This is a genomic window from Sulfitobacter sediminilitoris, from assembly GCF_010667575.1.
Classification (GTDB): domain Bacteria; phylum Pseudomonadota; class Alphaproteobacteria; order Rhodobacterales; family Rhodobacteraceae; genus Sulfitobacter; species Sulfitobacter sediminilitoris.
In genome coordinates, this window is record NZ_JAABNT010000001.1 from 437,105 (window position 1) to 458,628 (window position 21,524).

Consider the following 21,524-nt stretch of genomic DNA (forward strand, 5'->3'; position numbering starts at 1 on the left):
TCCCTGTCAAAAATCAGTCTTCAAGTCGGGCGAAATACGCCGCGAGGGCCGCGATCTCTTCATCGCCCAGCCGACCAGCCATCATTTGCATGACCGGATGGTTGCGTTGCTTGTTCTTGTAGGCGTGCATTGCCAGAACGAAATCTTCTTCGGGCCAAAGTGTAATCGACGGAATACCGTCATCACTACCCGATGACTGATGGCACGTGGTGCATTCACCGCTAAGGTATTCGCCATATTCAGGATCACCGACCAGCGCGAGGATTGTCGGATCAAGGTCGTGGCTGAGGCTGGTCGCTGTAGGGTCCGCCTCGGGGATATCAGCCGGGTTGTCTGAGAATGTACGCAGATAGGCGATCAGGTTGGCGCGGTCGTCGGCGTCCTTGATCCCCCGGAAACTCATCCTTGTGGCAGAAGCCATTGAGCGTGGATTTTCAAGAAACACATCCAGTGTGTCAGCATGCCATTCCAGCCCGCCTGCCCCGGCCCGCTGGAAGCTCTTGGAATAGCGGAAATCATCGTAGCTTGCGGCGGGACGTCCAAAGAGCCCGTTCAAATGCGGGCCGATGCGGTGTTCCGCACCCTTGCCGATCTGGTGGCAACCGCTGCATTTCTGAAAGACTTTTTCGCCCGCCTGCACGTCTCCTGTATCGGCAGCAGCCACCCCCGCCAGAAAGGCGGAGGCAGCAACCGACAGGGAGAACAGCGCCGCCCGGATCATCGCTTACTCGCTCGCGGAGCGCAGATAGGCGATGACAGCGGCAATATCATCTTCTTTCTTCAGGCCACCGAAACCCATCTTGGTTCCTTTCAGGTAGCCTTTGGGCTTGGCAAGGAAGGCGCTCATGGATTCATCGTCCCAGACGCGGCCTTCTTCTGCAGCGGCATTGAAGACCAAGGAATACTTGAAGTCTTCCACGGCACCAAAGGTACGTCCCATGACGCCATTGAGCTGCGGACCGGAGCGGTTCTTGGCGCCCTCACCGATCTGGTGACAGGACTTGCACTTGCGGAACACCTTCTCGCCCGCAGCGGCAAGCTCGGGATCAACGGCAACGGCTGCGGTTTCAACGACTTCGGCTTCCGGCTCGGCTGCCTGCTCAGTCGCGGCAACCTCAACAGTCCCTTCAGAGTGGCCCTGCATCGCGCCATCGGCACCTTCGTCCGCTTCCTCGGGTGTCACGTCAACAACAGAGGCGCGCATGGTGATCTTCACCTCGTCCTTGCAGTTTTCCATGCAAGGCTCACCGGACCAGATCGTATATTCGGTCTCGGCCCGGTCATCGATGATGAAGCCGTCCTTGTTGTACATCTCAAAGTCCGCGAAATTCTCGTGGCTGAGTTCAAAATCATCATCCACCAGATCGTTGGAATAAAGGATGTAGGCGGTGATCGCGTAGACATCATCGGGGCTGAGCGTCTGTGCCGCGCCAAAGGGCATAGAGCGGTTTACATAGTCCCAGACGGTCGACAGATGCGGCCAGTAGGAACCAACTGTTTTTACAGGGTCCTTGTCGCCCAGCGTGTCAAAACCACCTGCCAGAACCGGCCAGTTGTCGACGCCTTCGGCAAAATCACCGTGACACACAGCGCATTGCTCGGCGAAGACTTCCTCGCCCGTGAATACGTCGCCCCGTCCTTCGGGAATGCCACGACCATCCGGCAACACGTCCTTGTTCCAGGCCGCGACCTCTTCGGGCAGGGCCGGACGGCCCAGGCCAAATTTCTCTTCGGCCAATGCGGGGCTCCCCAGCACCAGCGCTGCTGCGGTAACCTTAAGAAACTTCGACATTTTCCGCCTCACCGTTTGTTTTGACATGCCATGTCTGGATGCAATTGTTGTGATAGATCGAGTTCTCGCCGCGCACTTCGCGCAGTTGCGCCTTGGTCGGCTGAACGTATCCTGTTTCGTCCATGGCGCGGGCTTGCAAGAGCATCTCTTCGCCGTCCCACTCCGTATCGAGATAGAAGCGCGTCAGCGCCTTGGTGTCGCCCTGACGGCCCAATCGGGCGGTTTCCCACGTCATGCCGCCGTCCTTTGAGACGTCAACACGGGTGATCTGGCCGTGGCCTGACCACGCAAGACCAGAGATCACCATCGGGCCGGGGCCGTGGGTGATTGGCGATTGCGGGCTGGGCGACGTGATGACGGACTTTGCGTCCATCACCCAGGTCCACTTGCGTGCTATGCCGTCTGCCAGAACGTCCGTATACTTGGACGTCTCTTCGCGGCTCTCAACAGCCATATCGGTCACTTCGATGCGGCGCAGCCACTTGACCCACATGTTGCCTTCCCAACCCGGAACGACGAGGCGTACTGGATACCCGTGCTCTTTACGCAAAGCCTCGCCGTTGGCCTTGAATGCAACGAGCACATCATCCAACGCCTTTTCCATCGGGATGGACCGACCGTTGGAGGACGCATCCGCGCCCTCAACGTAGACCCATTTGTCTTTCAGATCGCCAGCAGCGCCCAGTCCCGCCTCGTTCAGCAGAGTGCGCAGGGACACGCCAGTGTATTCCATGTTGTGGATCATGCCATGGGTGAACTGCACGCCGTTCAGCTGCGCGCCCGCCCATTCCATGCCGGTATTGGCCGCGCATTCGCAGAAATAGACGTGGTTTTCGCGAGGAAAACGCTCCAGATCAGCGTAGGTAAATACCAATTCCTGATCCACCAGACCATTGATCATCAGACGATAGTCAGGCTTCGACAGCTCGATGGCGCCGGAGTGATGGCGTTCGAACGCGCAGCCCTGCGGGGTGATGGTCCCGTCCAGCGCGTGGATCGGCGTGAAGTTAATAGACGAGATCGGGTCCGCCGTCAGCCACGGCACGTTGCGGCGCACCACATCGTCTTCGTATTTGATCGGCAAGCCGTAAGGCGTTTCATCCACGCCCTCACCCAGCGACGACGCCCAGTCCTGCAATTCTGTAATCAGCGGGTCGGGTTCCGCAGCAACAGCCGCGCCTGCGGCGACCGAACCGGCCACGGCGGCAGCGCTGCCTTTCAGGAACGCCCGCCGCGACGGTGCTTTGAGTGCATCATCCATAAACTTCATCTCCGTTTCTTGCTGCCTCAGGCCCGCTGCTCAGGGGCGGATGTAGGCAAATCCGTTTTCTTGCAATTCGATCAGGCGCACGACGCCAGAGGGTACGACGCCAGCCTCTTCCAAAAGTACGATGTCCTTACCGGCCTTTTCGCTCATCTTCTTGAGGGTGTTCCCACAAGCCGCGAATGACAGGTTCTCCATTTCCAGCGACATCGCTGAAATCCGGTCCTCGACCGGGCTTTTCCCAGCGACGAACATATTCAGCCCCGGTCCGTAGGCCACGAGTTCAACCGTGACCTCGTCGCCCTTGCTTTCATAGTACTTCGTGACATTGGTGACGTTGTTAAGCGCCATGTTCATCACCTTGGGATCGTTTTCATCCACGTGGATGGCCACGTGATGCATTTTACCTTCCGCGAAGGCGGCAGACGCCGCAAAGATAGCTGCTGCAGTGGCAATGCCCTTGATGTATGTCATGGCGTTTTCTCCTCAGGTTCCGGTGACTTTGACGCTGTTGTTCTCTCCGACCGAGACGGTGCCCATCTTGGCAATGTGGCTTTCCACCACATCCCAGATCTGGGGGCCTTCGGTGTCTTCGTTCACGCTGGCCCAGCCTGCGATCATGTAGGCGCGTGCGGGGTCAATCGGTTCACCCGTTTTGAGCAAGGTCATGTCGCTGATGCGGCTGCCCTGAGGTTTGCTCACGTCGATGGTGTAGCCAAGTCCGCCCGTGCGAACCATGTCGCCGCCCTGCTGGTAATAGGGGTCGGGGTTAAAGATGTTATCGGCCACGTCTTCGAGTACGACCTTCAGGAATTCGCCTGTCATTTCAGTCCGGTACGCCTTACCGTAAGTCATGGACGTCACGTTCCAGATGTCCTCGCGGGTAATGTCCTGACCAGGGATCAGGGACGGGCCCCAACGCACACCGGGGCTCAGCGCGATCTCCGCGTCACGCTCAGACAGAAGCGCATCACAGATCAGGTCGTCCCAGGTGCCGTTTAAGTTGCCACGGCGGTACAGCAGGCTGTCGGTCCGGCCGATGACTTCGCTCATTTCCGCCTCATAGGGCGCGCGCTGTTCATCGATCAGGCCCGCTACTTCAGGGTCGGGCGTGATCACATCCGAGAAGATCGGGATCAGCTTGTGACGGTAGCCCATCATGCGGCCATCGCGGATATCAAGATCGACACGGCTGACGAATTTTCCGTTGGAGCCGGACGGCACGATGATCGTCTCGCCAGACAGGGCCGGCTCTGGCAGCGCATCATGGGTGTGGCCCGACAGGATCACGTCGATACCCGACACAACGGTCGCCATCTTCTTGTCCACGTCAAAGCCATTGTGGCTCAGCACAACGACGCATTCCGCGCCCGCTGCACGGACCTCATCGACCATGGCCTGCATGTTCTCATCCCGGATGCCAAAGGCATATTCGGGGAACATCCAGCCGGGGTTGGCGATCGGCATGTAGGGGAACGCCTGACCGATCACGGCGATCTTGGTGCCGCCACGTTCAAACATCTTGTAGGGTGGGAACAGCTCTGTTGGTTCGTCCCATTCGGCGTCAAAGATGTTCTGGCCAAGGGCTGCGAAGGGCAGGCTTTCAACCAACTCCGCCACGCGGTCAGAGCCCAGCGTGAATTCCCAATGGAACGTCATCGCATCAGGGTTCAGCGCGTTCATCACGTTGACCATGTCCTGACCCTGCGTCTGGTAACAGGTGTAAGAGCCGTGCCATGTGTCGCCACCATCGAGCAGAATGGCGTCGGGACGGTCCGCGCGGATGGAATTGATGACAGTCGCCACACGGTCCAGTCCGCCAACACGGCCATATTCCTGCGCAAGTGCGGAGAAATCGCCGGAGCTGAGTGCGTAGTGGCTGGGGCTGCCATCGTCGATGCCATAGAGCTTGCGGAAATCGGCACCCGTAACATGAGGTACCTTGCCCTTGTTGCCGCCTACCCCAAGGTTCACCGAAGGCTCCCGGAAGTAGATCGGCTTGAGCTGAGCATGGATGTCCGTGATATGGATCAGGGAGACATTGCCAAAGGTCTCAAACTGCAAGAGCTGGTCCTGCGTCAGTTTCTGCTGAGCTGCAAGTCGCGCCCACTGGCCAAACCCGGACGTCCCGTAAAGGGCGGATGCCGCCATACCGACCTGAAGAAAATCGCGCCGCGAAATCATAAGTGCTCCTGCTTCTCAAGACATATGCGCATATTTGAATTTAATGCGCCAAAAAAAGCCCCACCCGATAAACGGACGGGGCTTTCGTTCTGATTTAGTTACGGACAGATGGTCCTTCGACGCTCAGGCCGTTGCCGCGCGAAGCGACATAGAGCTCAAGAGCAACGAACTCAGGCGAACCGGGCTTGAAGGTCTCGGCACGTGTGTCACGTACACAACCTTTGAAACGGGCATGCACCGTGTTCAGCTTGGTGTTCTTCAAGCGATACGTTGGGAAGCCGTTGATCTGACCTTGGGAAAGATGGTCCGCACGGATCATCATGCCATAGCTGTCCTCGTGGCAGTTGGCACAGGACAGTTCCAGCTGGCCAAAACGGGTGTAGTAAATCTCTTTACCCTTTTCCCATGTGGACTGAGCAGGACCGTCGATAGCCACGTTCACAGGCATGCCGCGTGACACAGAAGAGATCAGACCCACCATGGCCGCCATGCTGCCACCGGTGTACTTCCACTTCTCCGCACCCATGCGGGTTTCCCGGCAATCGTTGATCTGCGCTTCAAGCGTACGAACTTCGCCTGCGGCTTCGTTCCACTTCGGATACACCGCGCGGACGCCCTTCAGCGATTCCACATCGTTGTGGCAGGACGAACAGGACTTGCCCTCGGAACCATCTGCGGCGTTCCATGCTTCGGCTGCTGCCTCAACAAAGATCATCGCGGGGTTGTCGAAGTCGTCCATCTGGACAGCCTGAGTTTCATCCGACCGGAAGCGCCAACCCGAATAGATCGTATCGACGTTTTCCATGTGCGCGGGCGCAGCAGTTTCCGTGACGATTTCGATCTCTTCGTTGATGACCAGATTGTCGTCGTCCGGATCAGCCCATGCCGCTGTCGTCAGCCCTGCGGCTGCGACGATCGCCAGTGCGCTTGTAAGTTTTTTAGTTGTATTCATTGTACCTCCCTGACGCGCACGTCTTATCCGACAGTAATTGACTTGGACTCTTCATAGACAGAGCCATCGTCATCGTACCACTTGAACGTGAACTCGCCCGCTTCCGGAACGAGCGAGTCGAACTGGAAGTAAGGGTTGGTCGAGATCGCGGGCTCAAGCGTGATGTCGATGATGTTCTGACCATTAAAGTCTGCCGTGAAACGGTTAATGATCGAGCGCGGGATGATGCTGCCATCATCGTTTTTGCGCTGACCACTTTCCATCTTGTGGCTGATCAGGGTCTTGATCGTGATTGTTTCGCCAGCAGCCGCTTTCTTTGGGACTTTGACGCGGGGTTTTACACCAGATGCCATGTTTTCTCTCCTCGTCTCAGATTAGCCGCCGCAGCCGCCGATGGTGACTTTTACGTTCGCAGATGCCTTCTGGAAGGTACCGTCTTCCATCTGGGCAATCGCGACCACGTTCTGCGTTCCGGCAAGGCGGATACGCGTGGAAGCGGCATTGGTTGGGTTCAGCGGACCAAACTTGATAGTCGCTACTTTCGGGGTCGGGTTTCCGTCCGCAAAGAGCGCAACCATGGTCGCACCGGGTGCGGCCACTTCGATTGGCACAGTGTTACCGTTTTCGGCAATCTCGGGCGCGGTCAGCGTGATCGCACCTTCTGCCGTGTCGGCACCGCCAGTGATTTTCGCAATTTCGTCGTCCGTCATCGAGGCAAAGGCCGGCAGCGCGCCAAGTGCGGCGGTCAGTGCAGTGCCTGAGCTGATAACGAGCATATTACGCCGTGTCAGTTCCATCATAATCTCCTATTGCTCAACGCTATTCGTCTTTGAGCGTCATCAGATACGCCACGACATCTTCGACCTGTTGGGCCGTCAGCAGTGGCTCGACCTCCCCCTCATGGGCCTTGCCTGTGTAGGCGTTGCCAAGGCGGATAAAGCCTTCGGTCTTGTAGAACGAGGGCATCATTGTACCTTCGAACATCAGCTTGGCGTTGGCCACGATCCCGCGCAGCTCAGCCTCGGACCAGCGGTCAGCCGCGCCATCAAGCGCCGGACCGATCTCGCCCTGAAAGGCAAGGTACTCTAGCGAGGAGATCTGGTGACAAGCGATGCAGTTGCCTGCGCCCTTGTTCATTATCTCTTCGCCCGCCTTCGGATCGCCAGGCGCTCCGGTCAGCGAAGCGGATACCGCACCGTCTTCGTATTTCACTTGTGTCGGAGCGATTGTCTCCGCCGCAACTGCTGTCGCCAGCAACGCGGCGACTGCCGCCCCTGTAACCAGGTTTTTCATGAGGCCTCCCTTAGGTTTTTTAGTACACTACTGCACACAATCCGATTCACGCAATAACAAATTCAAGTAAGTGAATTTTTAGATTTGTTTGCAGGTGCAGCAAAAAGGTCAACCTTTCTGCTCTTCGAACTTCCTTGCGTGATATTTTTGAAAAGGCTCATCGCCTTCATAGCCCTTTTCTATCACCCAATTCAGCATGTTGAAGGTCGTGTGGCGGCCAAAGGCCCCCGGCATGTTGACCACCGCCGCCTGCGTTGCCGTCACCTCGTCTCCCACTTCCTCGGGGAAAAAATAAATGTTCGGCGTGAACAGGGCACCCCATCTTTTGACCATATCTTTCTCTGGCAGAGCGGTCCCGTCAAAGTCCGTGACCTCGACATCGCCGAACATGTTGATCTGCACGACAAAGAAATTGTCCTCGATGAATTGCGCTATCTCGGGAACAACAAAAACCTCTTCGTGCATCTTCTTGCAATAGATGCAGCCACGCTGCTCAACGATGATCATCAGGCGTTTGCCTTCAGCATTCGCCTCGGCCAGATCCTCACCAAGGTCTTTGAAGGTGTCGCGCATCCAGGGTGCTTTGTGCAGCCCGTCGTCGCCCAATTCAGCCGCCTGAAGCTGAAAGGCAAATAGAAAAGCAGTCAGAATGGTCAGTAACCGTCTCATGATCCGTTCCTCCGAAGCGTTAGCCAATGCTGCTGAACCACGGAATGTGCTCCAGCATCCACTGAGCGATATAATTGATCGAATTGGTGGCGATAAGCACGCCAAAAAGAATAAGCAGCAGACCCATCAGTTTTTCAATCAGCGGCAGGTGTCTGCGGAACCGCTGCATGAAACGCATGAACGGACCAATGAATAGGGCGGCGATCACAAAAGGCAGCGTCATACCCATACCGTAGACAAACAACAGCCACGCGCCCTGCCCTGCTGTCTCTTGCCCGGCCGCGGTAAACAGAATCGCAGCCAGCACCGGCCCGACACAGGGTGTCCACCCGAAGGCAAAGGCAAGCCCGATCACGAAAGCGCCAATATAGGTCACATTCGATGTGGCCCCCGCGTCAGTGCGGAACTGGCGATACAGGATGCCGATGCGGATCACCCCCAGAAAATGCAGCCCCATGGCAATAATGATCGCCGCCGCGACCCAGCGCAGGATATCGAAATACTCGCGCACCATCTGGCCAAAGATGCTGGCCGTGGCCCCCAAGCCCATGAATACGGTGATCACACCAAGAGCAAAACAAATGGACGAAATCACGGCGCGACGGCGCACGGCACCGGTAACCTCGGCCTCTGCCGTGATCTGGTTCATGCCGACGCCCGCAAGATAACTGAGGTAGAACGGTACAATCGGCAGGATACAGGGAGACAGAAAGGACAAAAGGCCCGCGATCAACGCACCTGCGAAACTCACGTCAAACATCAGCGAAGACCCTCTTGCCTTGATAAATTCAAATATTATGATATGTTGCCAGCGTATACCCGTCAATCGGAGCCTGTCATGGCGCGCATCATGGCCCTAGTTCTGGCAATAGTTTCAGTATTGCCACTCAGTGCATCGGCAGAGACTTATCTGCTGATGGCCGAAGAGACCGGTTGCATTTGGTGCGAACGCTGGAACAAGGAAATCTCGCACATCTATCCGAAAACTTCGGAAGGTGCAGCAGCGCCCCTGAGCCGTTATGACCTGCATAGCGACAAACCAGATGTGGAGTTTGCACGCCGCGTTCACTTTACACCGACATTCATTCTGGTGCGGGATGGAAAAGAAGTGGGCCGTATCGAAGGTTATCCCGGCGAGGATTTTTTCTGGGGGCTGCTGGGAATGATGATGGAACGCGCGAAAATTCCTTTGGAGGAAACGGGGTAAGACGTTATGACACTTGATGTGACAAGTGAACCTGACAACTATCAGCAGACTTCATCGCGTCTGCCTGTATTCGACGTGAATATGTGCGCCGATGACATGCAAAAAATGATGGAAAATGCGCAGGCCGCCTCGAATTTCCTCAAGGCTATCAGCCACGAAGGTCGGTTGATGATCCTGTGCCATCTGGCATCGGGCGAAAAGTCAGTGACAGAGCTGGAAGACCTGCTTTCGGCACGACAAGCCGCCGTATCCCAACAGCTAACCCGCTTGCGCCTTGAAGGGCTGGTGAAACCTCGCCGAGATGGCAAAGCAATCTACTACAGCTTGACAGATGATCGCCCACGGCAAATCATGGAAGTGGTCTACGACCTGTTCTGCAGGGAAGACTGACCGGATTCCTCGCCAGTTTCCGGTGCGAGGGAGGGTACCTGAATGTTTGACTTGCTTGGAGAAGCAAACGCTGCCGCACTGGTCGGATTGATCGGCGGTCTGGCCCTTGGTCTTGCAGCGCGGATCGGTCGATTTTGCACATTGGGTGCCATCGAAGACCTGCTCTATTCCTCAGATGACCGGCGTATGCGGATGTGGGGTCTGGCAATCGGGACCGCAATAATCGGCACCCACATCGCCATGGACTTCGGTCTGCTCCATGCCGCGGACACCGCCTATTTGGACCGGGTGTGGAACCCTCTGGGGTCTATTGTGGGTGGCTTGCTGTTTGGCTATGGCATGGCGCTGAGCGGCAATTGCGGCTATGGCGCGCTTGCACGGCTGGGCGGTGGCGATCTTAGGTCGCTCATGATCGTGATCGTGATGGGGCTGTCCGCCTATTTCGTCATGTCCGGACCGTTGGCCTATGCTCGTGTCTGGCTTTTCCCTGTTGAAGAATCCGCAAGCACCCCGCAGGGCTTCAGCCAATATGCCGAAGCGGCCTTTGGCGTTGGTCCGATCGTCACCGGGATCGTGGTCGGCAGTTTGATCCTGCTTTTGTCAGCAGCAAACAGGTCAATGCTACGCTCTCCTGCGCATCTGTTCTGGGGTGTGGTGGTAGGACTGGCCGTGGTTTCTGGATGGGTCGGCACCGCATGGATCGCGGCCACCGGGTTCGAAGCAGAACCGATCCAGACACATACCTTTGCGGCCCCGATTGGTGATACAATCTTTTATTCCATGACCGCGTCGGGCAACGCGCTGTCCTTCAGCGTAGGCTCGGTTGTTGGCGTCTTGTTGGGCGCTTGTCTTGGATCCTACTCAAAGGGGCACTTCCGTTGGGAAGCCTGCGACGATCCCCGTGAATTGCGCCGCCAGATCCTTGGGGCCGCTATCATGGGTCCCGGTGCCATCCTAGCGGTGGGGTGCAGCGTCGGCCAGGGCATCTCGGCATTTTCGGTTCTGGCGTTCAGCGCGCCGGTCACCTTCATCGCGATATTTGCCGGGGCCGCCTTTGGGTTGCGCCAGTTGATCACGGGATTTGTCCCGGCAGAATAGGCCAGCGAGGGCACCCTGCCCCATTTGAGACATCGTGGCAATCTGTTGCCATATTTGCCGATACGAAGTGATTCTTAACAGCCGATTCACCACGAGTCGGCGTGCCTCAGACGGGTCAGACGCCTGTTTCTGCCGGAAATTTTCCCAATATGCGCAACAATGATGCCTCTAGGCTCATACTGTTATCAGAAAGGGGCTGAAACAGATTGTTTCTGCAAACTTACACCAAATATGGCAAAAAAATGGTACACCTGCGTCAAGAAAACTGCGACAGCGCCAGATGCGCCTCATTCCTTTCGCAATTGCGTCCAGAAAATGACGCAGCGTTCCTTGTGAGGTAGATCAAAAGTCCTGTAGTGGAAGAGCGTTAGTATTGCTGCCGACGCTTCCTCCTCCAAGACACGGCACAGGAACGGTTACCGCCAAGGCGACAGTCAAAAGCGGATTGTATGAGTTTACTTGACCCTGGGGGGTTATGATGAAGGACAATGCAACGGATACCGCCGATTTCGGTGTATTCCCATTTGGCCAGAGTACGGCATATGCCGATACATCGGCATCAGGGATGGCGGGCCTAAGCCAAGTCTGGGACGCTGCATTGGCGCGCAAAAATGGGCCAGTGTACCTGTACCGGCATCTGGGCAAGCGGCTGATCGACATCGCTTTTGTCCTGCTGACACTGCCTTTTTCCCTGACGATCATCGCAATCTGCGCGCTGGCACTGTGGATCGAAGGCGGCAACCCCTTCTACACGCAGCCGCGTCTGGGCAAACGGGGCAAGCAGTTCTCTATCTTGAAATTGCGCACAATGGTGCGCGACGCGGATGAAGTGCTGGAAACCTATTTGGTAAGCGATCCTGAAATGCGCCGCGAATGGGACGAGATGCAGAAGCTGCGCAACGATCCCCGCATCACCCGCGTTGGTCATTTTCTGCGGATGACATCGATGGACGAGTTGCCCCAGCTTTTCAATGTGCTCAAGGGCGATATGAGCCTTGTGGGCCCTCGCCCCATGATGCCAGATCAACTGAGCATGTACGGCGATGCAACCGCCTATGAGGCACTCAAGCCTGGCATCACCGGACTTTGGCAGGTCTCGGCACGGAACAATGCGCGCTTTACCTATCGCCGCGAAGTGGACGCTGCCTATGAGCGGTCCCTGAGGTTGGGCATGGATGTGACAATTCTTTTCAAGACAATCGGCGTGGTTCTGCGCCCGACCGGGCACTGATCATGGCCCAGGTTTTCAGGTTCACCCCAAGAGGTGTAAATATGAGTTATGGCCAAAAATGGATCGGAGGAAACGATGCGTGACACTTATTTCGCCGACGACCTCCAGACAGACCTGAATGAAGGCAGCCTGCGCGCGTCAAACGCTGGAATGCGTCACAGTATTCGTCCACGCCGCGCCGTAGCTGTGCGTCCGGATCAGGCAGCGCCCAAACCTGTGGTCGAGGCCGAAGCGCAGGATAGCCAGCTCACTCCATACGAGAGCCGCTATCAGCCGCAGCCCGACATGCCCCGTTGGCATGAGCTGGCCATGGTTGAGGCTGGTACCCGCCGCAGCGCGCCCACCGCACTGCCGGTCGTCGATGCAGAGCGCGACAGCACCTCTGTCCGCGCCTTTGATCTGCTGCGCACCCGTTTGCGCCAGACAACGCAGGAACACGGCTGGACCAATATTGCAATCACCGCGCCCACATCGAGCTGTGGCAACACCTTCACGGCCGTTAATCTTGCGCTCAGCCTGTCGCGGATTTCCGGATCGCGCACGGCTTTGATGGACTTTAATTTGCGCAACCCAGGCATTGCACAGGCATTTGAAATGCCCCCCCGCGGTTCCATGCAGGATTTCCTTGCAGGTCACGCCGCCATCGGCGATCACATGGTCAAGATCAGCGATACGCTCGCTTTGGGTCTGAATAATGCTGCTGACCACAACTCCGCCGAAACGTTGCAGGCCGCCGAGACAGCTCATACGCTGGAACGCATGCGTGCGGCGCTCCAGCCCGAGCTGGTGATCTACGACATGCCCCCGATGCTGGCATATGACGATGTATCTGCATTCCTGCCACAACTGGATGGCGTTCTGCTGGTATCGGACGGAACACAGACCATGGCGCGTGAATTGATGGAGTGTGAGCGGATCCTTGAAGGTCAGGTGCCGCTTCTGGGCGTCGTCTTGAACCGTGCGCGGGCCAATTCGATTTCCCGATATGCCTGATCACGGCGCTGAGGCTGCGTTGCGACAGCCCGTCCTCTCCGCTTTCTCGGGCGTTTGCCCTATAATAGTCCTATTGTTCTGATTGAACGGTGTTAACCTTGGGCGGCTTAGCGCTGATCCGGGACAATTTGAGTTGAGATGGGCAGGACATATGGGTCCGATCTATTCACTGGCTGACTTTCTGGACATGCTTCGCCGCCGGGTGGGGCTGATCTCGACTGTCGTGATCGCAGGCTGTTTTGTGTCGGTTTTCTGGGCTCTTTCAGTGCCGCATCTCTATCGATCCTCCGAAGTTATCCAGATCGAGCAACCCAAGATCTCGGACGATCTGGCCCGGTCCACTGTCGAAGGCTCTGCGGCGCGGCGGTTGCAGCTGATCGAACAGCAACTGATGGCACGCGGGAACCTGGTTGATCTGATTAACGAATTTGGCCTTTACGATAATCTGCCTGCACTGCTTCTGTCTGAAAAGGTCGACCTCCTGCGCGAGTCGGTCTCCATCACCGGCGTTGCGGCGGTCCGCGAAGGCTTTGCAGATGATGGTGCGATCGCTGTGTTGACGATCAGTGCCGAAATGGACAGCCCCGAAAAGGCCCGCGATGTCGCCCACGCTCTTGCCGATGCCACCCGTGCGCTGGCGGCCTCGCAACGCCAGGAACAGACTCGCGGAACGCTTGAGTTCTTCCAAAATCAAGAAGCAGCGCTGACGGCCGAAGTAGCCAAACTTGAGGCAGACTTTGCCGCTTTCCGATCCGAGAATGATATTTCCATTGAAGGCAGCCTCGAATTCCGGCGTTCTGAACTGGGCAGCCTGAATGACGCATTGCTGGAGCTGGACCGCGAAATCATCTCGGCGGAACTTGGCCTTGAGAACCTTGACCGCAGCGGCAGCATCCGTGCAGCCACGATTGAACGCCAAGAAGAAGAACTGACCCGGTTGCTTGATAGCCTCAAGACCCAGCGTCAGCTTTTGCAGGACCGCCGCGCCGCGCTCAGCGCCAGCATCGAAACCACGCCAGAGGTCCAGCGCACGCTGGCCGACTTCGAACGTCGCCGCAGCCAATTGCGTGATCAATTGGACGTCATTTCAGCCCGGCGCAGCGAGGCTGAAGTCGGCTTTACGATGGAACGCGCCGCCCGTGGCGAGCGTTTCATCACGCTTGAAGAGGCCCAGCTGGCCGATTATCCGGTCAGCATGAGCCGCAAGAGCAGGGTCATCATGGGTGCTGTGGCCTTCGGCGTCATCGCATTAGCGTTGGCTTTTTTGCTGGAACTCCGGCGCCCCGTTCTTCGGACAGCGCGTCAGATGCAGCGCGAAACAGGCTTGCTGCCTGTTGTTTCGATACCAGAAACCTCACCGGCGAAAGAACGCAAAGGGCTGGCACGGCTTTGGCAGGACCGTCGCGAAGCAGGCCGGCAGGGTCGTTCTGCCCGGCTGGCGCGCAATCCTGACGCGCGATAAGATCAGCCGGTCGCCAGGATCATCGCCTGGATACCATCGCGGTGCAGCCACACCGCAGCGCCTCCGGCCACAACGGCCAGCAAGGCGAACAGCATATCATGCCGCGCGTCCCACACGTGATGTGCACGCGCCAGCCAGATCAGCACAAAATGCGCAAGCACCATAGACAGGCTCATCCCCACAACGGCCCCGATCAGCCCGGCATAAAACGCCCCGACAAGCAGCAGACCTACCTGAAGGCTTGAGCGGATTGCGTTGTAGACAAAAAAGCGCCGTGAATCTCCGGCAGCGAGCGCGGCCTGATCATAGGTCATGCCGATCACCTGAGGGATCAGCCCGACAGACAGCACCACCACGATTGCGCCGGAACTGAGGTAGCGGGCATCATAGAGCACCTCAACCAGCCAAGGCCCGGCAAAAGCCATCAAGATCAGCAAGCCCGTCAAACCGCTGCTTAATCCGTATCGCAAACGCTGGACGCGTGCAGGTGCCGCCCCTTCACGGTAGACCGGGATCATCACACGGCTGGTGACGTTTTGGCCCAGCAGCAAGGGAAAACTCGCCAGAAAAAAGCCGATGTTGTAGATGCCAAGGTTTTCGAGCGTCAGGAACTTGCCCAGAATTGCCTTGTCGCCCTGACTGGCAAAGAACCAGAACACGGTGGACAGGAATATCCATTTCCCGAAGGTGATCAATTCATTGAACGCAGGCCGTTCCAGACGGAACCGGTTGCGCTCTCCGGGCAGGAAGAAATGAGTCAGCATCAACTTGGCCGCTACCCCGGCAACGCCGCCGATCGCCAAGGCCGCCACGGATTTCAACGCGATGGCAAGCAGGATCATGATCACGATACCGATCACCTGGCTGAGCAAATCCAGGGCAGTCAGCCGCCCCATCAGCAAATGCCGATGCGCGGTTTCGATGCGCGTCGGATTGAAGCCCGCAATCAGCAGGGAAAGCGCCGCGATGGGCAGGTATTGCGCAAGCTCCGGCTGGTCATAGAACGCAGCGATGGGATAGGCCAGCAGGCAGGCGACGATCCAAAGCAGCGCGCCACGGATCACCTGAATGGTCCAGGCGGTGTTCAGGAAATCGGGGTCATCCCCCCGCTTGGATTGGGCGATAGACGGGGCAATTCCCACGTCGGAGAAAAGCGTCAGCCCCACGGTCACAACGCCGACCAAAGCCATCAGGCCAAAGGCTTCGGGGAACAGCAGCCGGGTCAGGATCAGGTTCGATGCCAGACGGATCGCCTGGCTTGCGCCGTATCCCAGCACGATCCACGAGGCGGACCGCGCGACCCGCGCCATCAGGCGATTGCCACCCAGGAATTGGGAGATGCGTGTCACCACGTCGATTTCGCCTCACTTCTGCCGCGTAGTCCTGATAGAACACAGATGCTTACGCGTCCATGGGTGGTCTTGTGGACGCATCTTTCTGTTTCGGGAAACACGCCTTGAAGATTGCCTATATCCTCAACACCTATCCCCAACCCTCCCAAAGCTTCATCCGCCGCGAGATCCGCGCGCTGGAAGCGCAGGGTCATGAGGTATTGCGCTTTGCCATGCGCCGCGCCGAGGTGCCTTTGGTAGATGCGCAGGATCGCGCGGAGGAAGAAAAGACGGAATACGTGCTGGCCGAAGGCAAGGCGGCCTTGGCCGCAGCCCTGGGACGGGCGGTGCGCCGCGACATGACCGAGGTGCGCGAGGCGCTGAAAGAAGCAATGGCGATGGGAGCAGTGTCGGAAACAGGCCGCTTGCGGCATCTGATCTATCTGGCCGAGGCCGCCTATGTAGCAGAGCGTTGCAGAGCAGAGAGCGTCAGCCATGCGCATGCGCATTTCGGGACAAATGCCGCCACCGTGGCGATGCTGTCACATTTATTAGGCGGGCCGAAATTCTCCTTCACGGTTCATGGCCCTGAAGAATTCGACGCGCCCCGCGCGCTGGCCTTGGGCCGCAAGATTCACCATTCGGATTTCACCGTCGCCATCAGCCAGTTCGGCCGCTCACAATTGTGCCGATGGGCCGACCCGGCGGATTGGGAGCGGATCAAGGTCGTCCATTGCGGCATTGAGCCGGAAAAATTCATCGATCCCGCACCGCTGCCAAAAGGTCCACGCCGCGTGGTGGCGATTGGACGGTTGGTGGAGCAAAAGGGTCAGCTTGCCTTGATCCGCGCCATGGCCGAAACCACTGAGCCTGTGCATCTGACGTTGATCGGCGATGGCGAGATGCGCGGAGATATTGAACGGCTGATCGCTGAGCTTGGGCTTGCAAAGCGCGTGACACTGACCGGTTGGGTCGATGAGGCGCGCATCAGGGCTGAACTGGAAGCGGCGCATGCTTTGGTGATGCCAAGTTTCGCCGAAGGTCTGCCGATGGTGGTCATGGAAGCCATGGCCGCAGCGCGCCCTGTCATTGCGACCTATATCGCCGGAACGCCGGAATTGGTGCAGAACGGGCAGACCGGTTGGATGGTTTCCGCAGGCGACGTGGCGGCTTTGGCCGCAGCGATGGACAGTGTCGCGCAAACCCCGTTGACGAAGTTGTCCAAGATGGGAATGGCCGCGCGCGCGCGCGTGCTGGCGCGCCATGATGTAGAGGTTGAAGCCGAAAAGCTGGCCAGTTGGATGCGCTAATGGCGGCGCCTACGGTTCGGCACCATTTTCGATGAAGAGTTCTAGCCTCTAGCGGCCCCGGACCCAGCGGTTATCGCTGCGCAGCACCGGCAGACGGATTGTCAGGCGTACCAATGCAAAAGCGACAAAGGCGACCGGATCGCGCAAGGCGCGGCGCCAGACGGGTTCGGTCCTGTCGTGGTTATCATCGTTCGCCATCAACGCGGGATAGCGCGTTTCGATCTCTGCCACGCCAATATCCTGCCGTCTGCGCACCTGCACCAGCCGCCTGAACCCCTCGATCATCGGCCAGTCGTATGTCGCAGGCACCGACAGCCGTTCTTCGGGAGAAAAGTTCAGTCGCGCGAATGTGTCGTCCGAGATGATGTCGGGCCAGTTGCCCCAACGCGCGCGCCCTGCCCGGTTCATCGCAAAAACGCCGAAACCGGGCACACCATGAACCATGAAAGGCGTGGTCAGCCAAAAACGCGTGTAATGACGGGTCAATGCGTCGTCGTTGCTGACGGTGACATTCGGCCGTCCACTGGCATAGCGCGGTGCGTCGACAGAAAGGACAGCAGCAATCTCGGCAACCAAGGGTGGTGACACCAGCACATCGGCATCCAGATAGATCAGAACCTCGCCCTTCGCAGCCATTTCGCCCGCGTTCCATGCGTTCAGTTTGCCGCCTTCGGCGAGGTCCAGCACCGTCCAGCCCCAACCCTTTGAAAGAGCGTGGGGCCGGTACCCATCGGCAATCTCAATGGTAGTATCCGTGCAGCCATTGGCGATGATCACGACCTCCACCTCCCCCTCTGCCGGATCAGAGGCCAGCAAGGCATCCAGACATACAGGCAGATAATCAGCCTCGTTATGGGCCGGGATCAGGACAGAGGTGATCACTGGAAGGCCACCAGTGCGTCCCAGCGGGGATTATCATCATCCAGATGACGCAATGCCCCCCATGAGCCCCATTTGGTGGGCGCATAAACATCCGAATAGGCATTGAAAAGCTGACCGCTCATGGCCTTCCACCCTTTTAACAACGTCTCATAGAGACTGCCCATTTCAGCAGAATAATTGAAATGATGCATGAACGCGGTGAGTTCCTGATCCTCAACCTGCGAGCCAATGCCCACCAGATGCGTGCCGCCTTCGTACATGATCAGGTCAAGCCCGTTCGCCCGTGCGACAGCCGCGTGATAAGGCCAGACCCGTCCCAGCAAATCACTGAGCGTATCCGCCGGATCGCCACTGACGGCACCATCCATCAATTCCCGCCCCGCCAGTTCTGACGCCAAATCATACCTGTGCGCTGCGATGTATTCAGCCTCGGCCTGCCCGCTCAACCCTTCGGCTTGTGCGGTCGCCTTGGCTTGCGCTTCACTTTCAGTCAGCCATGCCCGGACCATTGGTCCACGTTCCTCTATCCCCAAAATGCCGCCAAAGTAGCCCGTGACCGCATAGGCATCGAAAGCCTTCACCGGGGGAGGCAGCCCTTCCTTTACAGCCAGCGGTGCTGTCAGTGCCTCGATCTCCAGCCCCAGCCAGCCGGTCTGGCTTGAGATCACGTTGACCAGCCGCCCTCCAGGCGCCCCTTCAAAAACCTCTGACCAAATCCGCGCCACTTCCGCCGCACGAAGGCCGTAGAACTGCATCCACTTGTCCTTTTCCCCCCACCGGTCCATCGCTGCCGCATCGGCCCATCGGGCCTGTTCGAATTGCCAGTTCCAGACCTCATTCGAGAATTCGGCATAGACGGTAAGCGTGGGATCAAGTCGATCCCGAACAATTTCTGCAAAGGCGCGGACAAAGGCATCATCGGCCAGATGCGGCACATTGAACCAAACGTCTTTCTCCAGCTCATTTGCCAGATCAATCATCACTTCGATGGGCACGCCAGAAGCATAGGTCACATCGTCCGGCTTTGACCGGTCCACCCATTCGGACAGGTCAGAATTGTTCGTCTCCATCCAGTCCATAAACCGCAGCGCGCGGAATTGACCGATGCGGCCCGTCCATACGGGATTGAACTGCGCCCCACGATCAAAGCGGCCTATGTTGTCCTCCTTGACCACCGTAATGTTTCTTGGTGGATCAGTGGTGTTGATCCGCTGAATGCGCACGTCAACACTGCCCGGACCGGGGGCATAGTCAAACGACACCTCGCCCCGGCCATAGCGCACGTTGTCCGCACGGCCTGACACTTCGATCACACCTTTGCCGTCAAAGCGCAGCTTGTAGCGCCCCTTGAGCGAAACTGCCGCTTCCGGCATGTCCGTCATAATCAGCGTGCCGATGCTGCTGAGTGACCTTGGCATCCGCAGCGGCCAGCCGTCCGCGTCCAGAAAACCACCGGCTTCAAGTTCGTCATATTCCATACCTCCCCATTGACCTGGTTTGTGCCCGATCCAGCGCCGCGCGGTTTTCATCAGATCAAGGAATGGTAGCTGCGGGCTCCAGTCCGTGACGGCAGCCAGACCGATGGCGACAGCATTGCTGCCCGCTACGGCACCGTCTGGCACCTGCACCAGATCGGGAACCGGGCTGGTCGGTGGACCGGTGGGGGCGGCCGGCGCCATGCTGGCGCGCGCTGGCTGCGTTGGGGCAGTTGGTGTGGGGCTGACCCCCTCGTAGGCCTGTACCGCCGCCCATGCGATGCGTTGGAAAACACGCGCCAGATCTTCGTCCGGGGTCTCAAATGATTTGCCGAAACTGTCCTTGAAATCGCGCGGCAGGCCCAGCGGGTCAAGCCCGGTAAGGGTGGCGTATTGCACCATGGTGACAAAGTAGTGGCCCGCGTCGTTGAGGTGGATGTCATCGTCGAACAGGTCTGAAATGCCGCTCAAAGCCGGGACCTTGCCCGCCGCTATTTCATCAGACAACAGCGCCAGCGCCTGCCCGGCTGGGATCAATGATACATTGGCCGCGACAGAGCGACTGCCTGCCGCCACCTCGGATACGATCCCTTCCCACACAGGCAGGTCCTGATCCAGCCGGGCGCGCCACGGGATATCGGCCTTATCGTCGTATTCGACGGTCTGCCCAGTGCCGCTTTTCAGGCTGTGCCATGTTTCTTGAACATAGATATGGACCTCAGGATTTGCAGCGCTGGCAAGACCAGCAAAAGCCTGGGCGAAGACATCTGTTTCCGACCACGTAACGTGGTTCGCCAACGGGATTGCTTCTGTCAGGATCAGATGGGTCACACCACCTTCGGGCAAAATAATGCGGGCATCGACGCCTTCCGCAGTGTCGGATTCGTTCCAGTTATACCGGAGCGGCGCACCGTTGATGATCTGGGCCTGAACGCGGGCGTCACCGGTGCCGGCCAGCAAAGCTTGCTCGAGCATCGTCGGCCCCGTGGTCCCAAACAGGCTGTGGCCCACCATCAGGACGGAAAAGACGGAAGCCAGCCCGGTCATACCGCGACGCCTGTTTCGGGGTGACGCTGCACCACGTTCCAAACGATACGCTGCATCAACGCGGCCACCTCTGGCGAGGGTGCTCTGGCAGGTGTCCCATCTGCGCGATCAAGCTGTCGCGGCAGTCCTACGGGCGAGCGGTGATAGAGCACGGCATAATGGGTGAGCGCCACCAGATAGGCCCCCAGATCATTGAAATGGATCGTGTCCGGCGTGCCGTCCTCGCGCTTGGCAAAAAGGTCATGGACCTCTGACACCTCAGCTATGCCGCCTTGTTCTTCTACTGCCCGGACAAAAGCAGCTTTGACCTGCCCTGCCGGGATCAGATGGATGGGCGCATCGCCGCTCAGCAACGCAGGATATTTGATCTTGTCCTGCCAGTATTTTCGCAAATCCCGGTCGATCCGGTACAGCCATCCGTTGCCGTCGTCGGTATGATGCCATGTTTCATAAAGGTAGATGCGGGTATCGGGGTTCGCCCCCCACGCAAGCCCGGCCCAGCGGGCAAGGTATTCGGCACTGTCATGGTACCGGATAGCATCCGCAATCTCGACCATTTCGGTCAACACGACACAGTCATATTCGCCTGACCCCAAGGCCTCTTTCGCGGGGCGGAACCGGGGGTGAGCGTTCTCCTGATCGAAGCCGTTGATCGCAAGATTAGGCTCCCAGTGTTCTTTCAGGGACGTGCCCCAGCCCAGCTGGCTGTCATAGCGATGTCCCTCACCTGCCAACTGCGCCAGCATTGCCGGTATATCGCGGCCCACGAGTGAATGGCCCAGATGATAGACGTTCAATGCACCGGATGGCTTGGACAGCGGCGTGGCATAGAGCGCCTCAGCTGCCGCGATCTGCTGCCGACGCGTGATCACGCGGTAGGCCCCATAAGCCCCCGCGAGGGCCAAAACACCAAGAACGGCGCGACGGGTGAAAGGTGGCATCGG

22 protein-coding genes are annotated in these 21,524 nt (G+C 58.1%); 7 read left to right on the plus strand and 15 right to left on the minus strand.

Annotated elements, in window-relative coordinates:
* Positions 1 to 13: 13 nt before the first annotated feature.
* The 11 genes from GV827_RS02135 to GV827_RS02185 all read right to left on the minus strand — a co-directional run bounded on the left by GV827_RS02135 (position 14) and on the right by GV827_RS02185 (position 8,914).
* Entirely contained in the window at positions 14 to 721 is a 708-nt protein-coding gene (locus GV827_RS02135; protein ID WP_164352033.1) for a c-type cytochrome, read from the minus strand.
* A 3-nt stretch (positions 722 to 724) separates the two neighbouring features.
* Positions 725 to 1,792, minus strand: a complete 1,068-nt coding sequence (locus tag GV827_RS02140; protein WP_164352034.1) for a c-type cytochrome — start codon at positions 1,790 to 1,792, stop codon at positions 725 to 727.
* Positions 1,776 to 3,053: a sulfite dehydrogenase gene (gene soxC / locus GV827_RS02145; protein WP_164352035.1), complete on the minus strand. Its 1,278-nt coding sequence runs from the start codon at positions 3,051 to 3,053 to the stop codon at positions 1,776 to 1,778. The genes GV827_RS02140 and soxC overlap by 17 nt, the downstream gene beginning before the upstream one ends.
* A 39-nt stretch (positions 3,054 to 3,092) precedes the next feature.
* Positions 3,093 to 3,530, minus strand: coding sequence for a DsrE family protein (locus GV827_RS02150; protein ID WP_164352036.1), 438 nt, complete (start codon positions 3,528 to 3,530; stop codon positions 3,093 to 3,095).
* 12 nt (positions 3,531 to 3,542) lie between these two features.
* Positions 3,543 to 5,240 (minus strand): thiosulfohydrolase SoxB, encoded by a 1,698-nt coding sequence (gene soxB / locus GV827_RS02155; RefSeq protein ID WP_164352037.1) that lies wholly within the window; start codon positions 5,238 to 5,240, stop codon positions 3,543 to 3,545.
* A gap of 94 nt (positions 5,241 to 5,334) precedes the next feature.
* Positions 5,335 to 6,192, minus strand: a complete 858-nt coding sequence (soxA, locus tag GV827_RS02160; RefSeq protein WP_164352038.1) for a sulfur oxidation c-type cytochrome SoxA — start codon at positions 6,190 to 6,192, stop codon at positions 5,335 to 5,337.
* 23 nt (positions 6,193 to 6,215) lie between these two features.
* Entirely contained in the window at positions 6,216 to 6,545 is a 330-nt protein-coding gene (gene soxZ / locus GV827_RS02165) for a thiosulfate oxidation carrier complex protein SoxZ (RefSeq protein WP_164352039.1), read from the minus strand.
* Between the two features lie 21 nt (positions 6,546 to 6,566).
* Positions 6,567 to 6,989: a thiosulfate oxidation carrier protein SoxY gene (gene soxY, locus GV827_RS02170; RefSeq protein ID WP_164352040.1), complete on the minus strand. Its 423-nt coding sequence runs from the start codon at positions 6,987 to 6,989 to the stop codon at positions 6,567 to 6,569.
* 22 nt (positions 6,990 to 7,011) lie between these two features.
* Positions 7,012 to 7,485: a sulfur oxidation c-type cytochrome SoxX gene (soxX, locus tag GV827_RS02175; protein WP_164352041.1), complete on the minus strand. Its 474-nt coding sequence runs from the start codon at positions 7,483 to 7,485 to the stop codon at positions 7,012 to 7,014.
* A gap of 108 nt (positions 7,486 to 7,593) precedes the next feature.
* The gene (locus GV827_RS02180) at positions 7,594 to 8,154 is read right to left on the minus strand and encodes a thioredoxin family protein (RefSeq protein ID WP_164352042.1); all 561 of its coding nucleotides are present in this window, start codon (positions 8,152 to 8,154) and stop codon (positions 7,594 to 7,596) included.
* Positions 8,155 to 8,173: 19 nt separating this feature from the next.
* Positions 8,174 to 8,914: a cytochrome c biogenesis CcdA family protein gene (locus GV827_RS02185; RefSeq protein ID WP_164352043.1), complete on the minus strand. Its 741-nt coding sequence runs from the start codon at positions 8,912 to 8,914 to the stop codon at positions 8,174 to 8,176.
* A 78-nt stretch (positions 8,915 to 8,992) separates the two neighbouring features.
* Between GV827_RS02185 and GV827_RS02190 the strand changes: the two genes are divergently transcribed.
* The 6 genes from GV827_RS02190 to GV827_RS02215 all read left to right on the plus strand — a co-directional run bounded on the left by GV827_RS02190 (position 8,993) and on the right by GV827_RS02215 (position 14,535).
* Positions 8,993 to 9,361 (plus strand): thioredoxin domain-containing protein, encoded by a 369-nt coding sequence (locus tag GV827_RS02190; protein WP_204325669.1) that lies wholly within the window; start codon positions 8,993 to 8,995, stop codon positions 9,359 to 9,361.
* Positions 9,362 to 9,367: 6 nt separating this feature from the next.
* Positions 9,368 to 9,751 carry an ArsR/SmtB family transcription factor gene (locus GV827_RS02195; protein WP_164352044.1) on the plus strand — a complete coding sequence of 128 codons (384 nt, stop codon included), beginning with the start codon at positions 9,368 to 9,370 and terminating at the stop codon, positions 9,749 to 9,751.
* Positions 9,752 to 9,793: 42 nt separating this feature from the next.
* A complete protein-coding gene (locus GV827_RS02200) occupies positions 9,794 to 10,849 on the plus strand; it encodes a YeeE/YedE family protein (RefSeq protein WP_164352045.1) in 1,056 nt (351 codons plus the stop codon).
* Between the two features lie 478 nt (positions 10,850 to 11,327).
* The gene (locus GV827_RS02205) at positions 11,328 to 12,080 is read left to right on the plus strand and encodes a sugar transferase (RefSeq protein WP_235930005.1); all 753 of its coding nucleotides are present in this window, start codon (positions 11,328 to 11,330) and stop codon (positions 12,078 to 12,080) included.
* 75 nt (positions 12,081 to 12,155) lie between these two features.
* Positions 12,156 to 13,073: a CpsD/CapB family tyrosine-protein kinase gene (locus tag GV827_RS02210; RefSeq protein WP_164352046.1), complete on the plus strand. Its 918-nt coding sequence runs from the start codon at positions 12,156 to 12,158 to the stop codon at positions 13,071 to 13,073.
* 151 nt (positions 13,074 to 13,224) lie between these two features.
* Entirely contained in the window at positions 13,225 to 14,535 is a 1,311-nt protein-coding gene (locus GV827_RS02215) for a GumC domain-containing protein (protein WP_164352047.1), read from the plus strand.
* A gap of 2 nt (positions 14,536 to 14,537) precedes the next feature.
* On the opposite strand, the gene GV827_RS02220 is transcribed toward GV827_RS02215, so the two are convergent.
* Positions 14,538 to 15,884 (minus strand): oligosaccharide flippase family protein, encoded by a 1,347-nt coding sequence (locus GV827_RS02220; RefSeq protein ID WP_408056261.1) that lies wholly within the window; start codon positions 15,882 to 15,884, stop codon positions 14,538 to 14,540.
* 107 nt (positions 15,885 to 15,991) lie between these two features.
* On the opposite strand from GV827_RS02220, the gene GV827_RS02225 reads away from it, so the two are divergent.
* Positions 15,992 to 17,176, plus strand: coding sequence for a glycosyltransferase (locus tag GV827_RS02225; protein WP_164352048.1), 1,185 nt, complete (start codon positions 15,992 to 15,994; stop codon positions 17,174 to 17,176).
* Between the two features lie 48 nt (positions 17,177 to 17,224).
* Here GV827_RS02225 and GV827_RS02230 read toward each other — a convergent pair whose 3' ends face one another.
* From GV827_RS02230 to GV827_RS02240, 3 genes are read right to left on the minus strand one after another with little or no spacing between them, the layout of a single operon-like run.
* Entirely contained in the window at positions 17,225 to 18,058 is an 834-nt protein-coding gene (locus GV827_RS02230; RefSeq protein WP_328823097.1) for a glycosyltransferase family 2 protein, read from the minus strand.
* Complete coding sequence (locus tag GV827_RS02235) at positions 18,055 to 20,580, minus strand: hypothetical protein (protein WP_164352049.1); 2,526 nt, start codon at positions 20,578 to 20,580, stop codon at positions 18,055 to 18,057. Before GV827_RS02235 ends, GV827_RS02230 begins: the two co-directional genes overlap by 4 nt.
* Positions 20,577 to 21,521 (minus strand): hypothetical protein, encoded by a 945-nt coding sequence (locus GV827_RS02240; protein ID WP_164352050.1) that lies wholly within the window; start codon positions 21,519 to 21,521, stop codon positions 20,577 to 20,579. The genes GV827_RS02235 and GV827_RS02240 overlap by 4 nt, the downstream gene beginning before the upstream one ends.
* Positions 21,522 to 21,524: the final 3 nt, after the last annotated feature.

What these genes read in the sequence shown, in the direction of transcription:
- GV827_RS02135 (WP_164352033.1), bottom strand. Translation starts at nt 721, where the DNA reads ATGATCCGGGCGGCGCTGTTCTCCCTGTCGGTTGCTGCCTCCGCCTTT.
- GV827_RS02140 (WP_164352034.1), bottom strand. Translation starts at nt 1,792, where the DNA reads ATGTCGAAGTTTCTTAAGGTTACCGCAGCAGCGCTGGTGCTGGGGAGC.
- soxC (WP_164352035.1), bottom strand. Translation starts at nt 3,053, where the DNA reads ATGGATGATGCACTCAAAGCACCGTCGCGGCGGGCGTTCCTGAAAGGC.
- GV827_RS02150 (WP_164352036.1), bottom strand. Translation starts at nt 3,530, where the DNA reads ATGACATACATCAAGGGCATTGCCACTGCAGCAGCTATCTTTGCGGCG.
- soxB (WP_164352037.1), bottom strand. Translation starts at nt 5,240, where the DNA reads ATGATTTCGCGGCGCGATTTTCTTCAGGTCGGTATGGCGGCATCCGCC.
- soxA (WP_164352038.1), bottom strand. Translation starts at nt 6,192, where the DNA reads ATGAATACAACTAAAAAACTTACAAGCGCACTGGCGATCGTCGCAGCC.
- soxZ (WP_164352039.1), bottom strand. Translation starts at nt 6,545, where the DNA reads ATGGCATCTGGTGTAAAACCCCGCGTCAAAGTCCCAAAGAAAGCGGCT.
- soxY (WP_164352040.1), bottom strand. Translation starts at nt 6,989, where the DNA reads ATGGAACTGACACGGCGTAATATGCTCGTTATCAGCTCAGGCACTGCA.
- soxX (WP_164352041.1), bottom strand. Translation starts at nt 7,485, where the DNA reads ATGAAAAACCTGGTTACAGGGGCGGCAGTCGCCGCGTTGCTGGCGACA.
- GV827_RS02180 (WP_164352042.1), bottom strand. Translation starts at nt 8,154, where the DNA reads ATGAGACGGTTACTGACCATTCTGACTGCTTTTCTATTTGCCTTTCAG.
- GV827_RS02185 (WP_164352043.1), bottom strand. Translation starts at nt 8,914, where the DNA reads ATGTTTGACGTGAGTTTCGCAGGTGCGTTGATCGCGGGCCTTTTGTCC.
- GV827_RS02190 (WP_204325669.1), top strand. Translation starts at nt 8,993, where the DNA reads ATGGCGCGCATCATGGCCCTAGTTCTGGCAATAGTTTCAGTATTGCCA.
- GV827_RS02195 (WP_164352044.1), top strand. Translation starts at nt 9,368, where the DNA reads ATGACACTTGATGTGACAAGTGAACCTGACAACTATCAGCAGACTTCA.
- GV827_RS02200 (WP_164352045.1), top strand. Translation starts at nt 9,794, where the DNA reads ATGTTTGACTTGCTTGGAGAAGCAAACGCTGCCGCACTGGTCGGATTG.
- GV827_RS02205 (WP_235930005.1), top strand. Translation starts at nt 11,328, where the DNA reads ATGAAGGACAATGCAACGGATACCGCCGATTTCGGTGTATTCCCATTT.
- GV827_RS02210 (WP_164352046.1), top strand. Translation starts at nt 12,156, where the DNA reads ATGCGTGACACTTATTTCGCCGACGACCTCCAGACAGACCTGAATGAA.
- GV827_RS02215 (WP_164352047.1), top strand. Translation starts at nt 13,225, where the DNA reads ATGGGTCCGATCTATTCACTGGCTGACTTTCTGGACATGCTTCGCCGC.
- GV827_RS02235 (WP_164352049.1), bottom strand. Translation starts at nt 20,580, where the DNA reads ATGACCGGGCTGGCTTCCGTCTTTTCCGTCCTGATGGTGGGCCACAGC.
- GV827_RS02240 (WP_164352050.1), bottom strand. Translation starts at nt 21,521, where the DNA reads ATGCCACCTTTCACCCGTCGCGCCGTTCTTGGTGTTTTGGCCCTCGCG.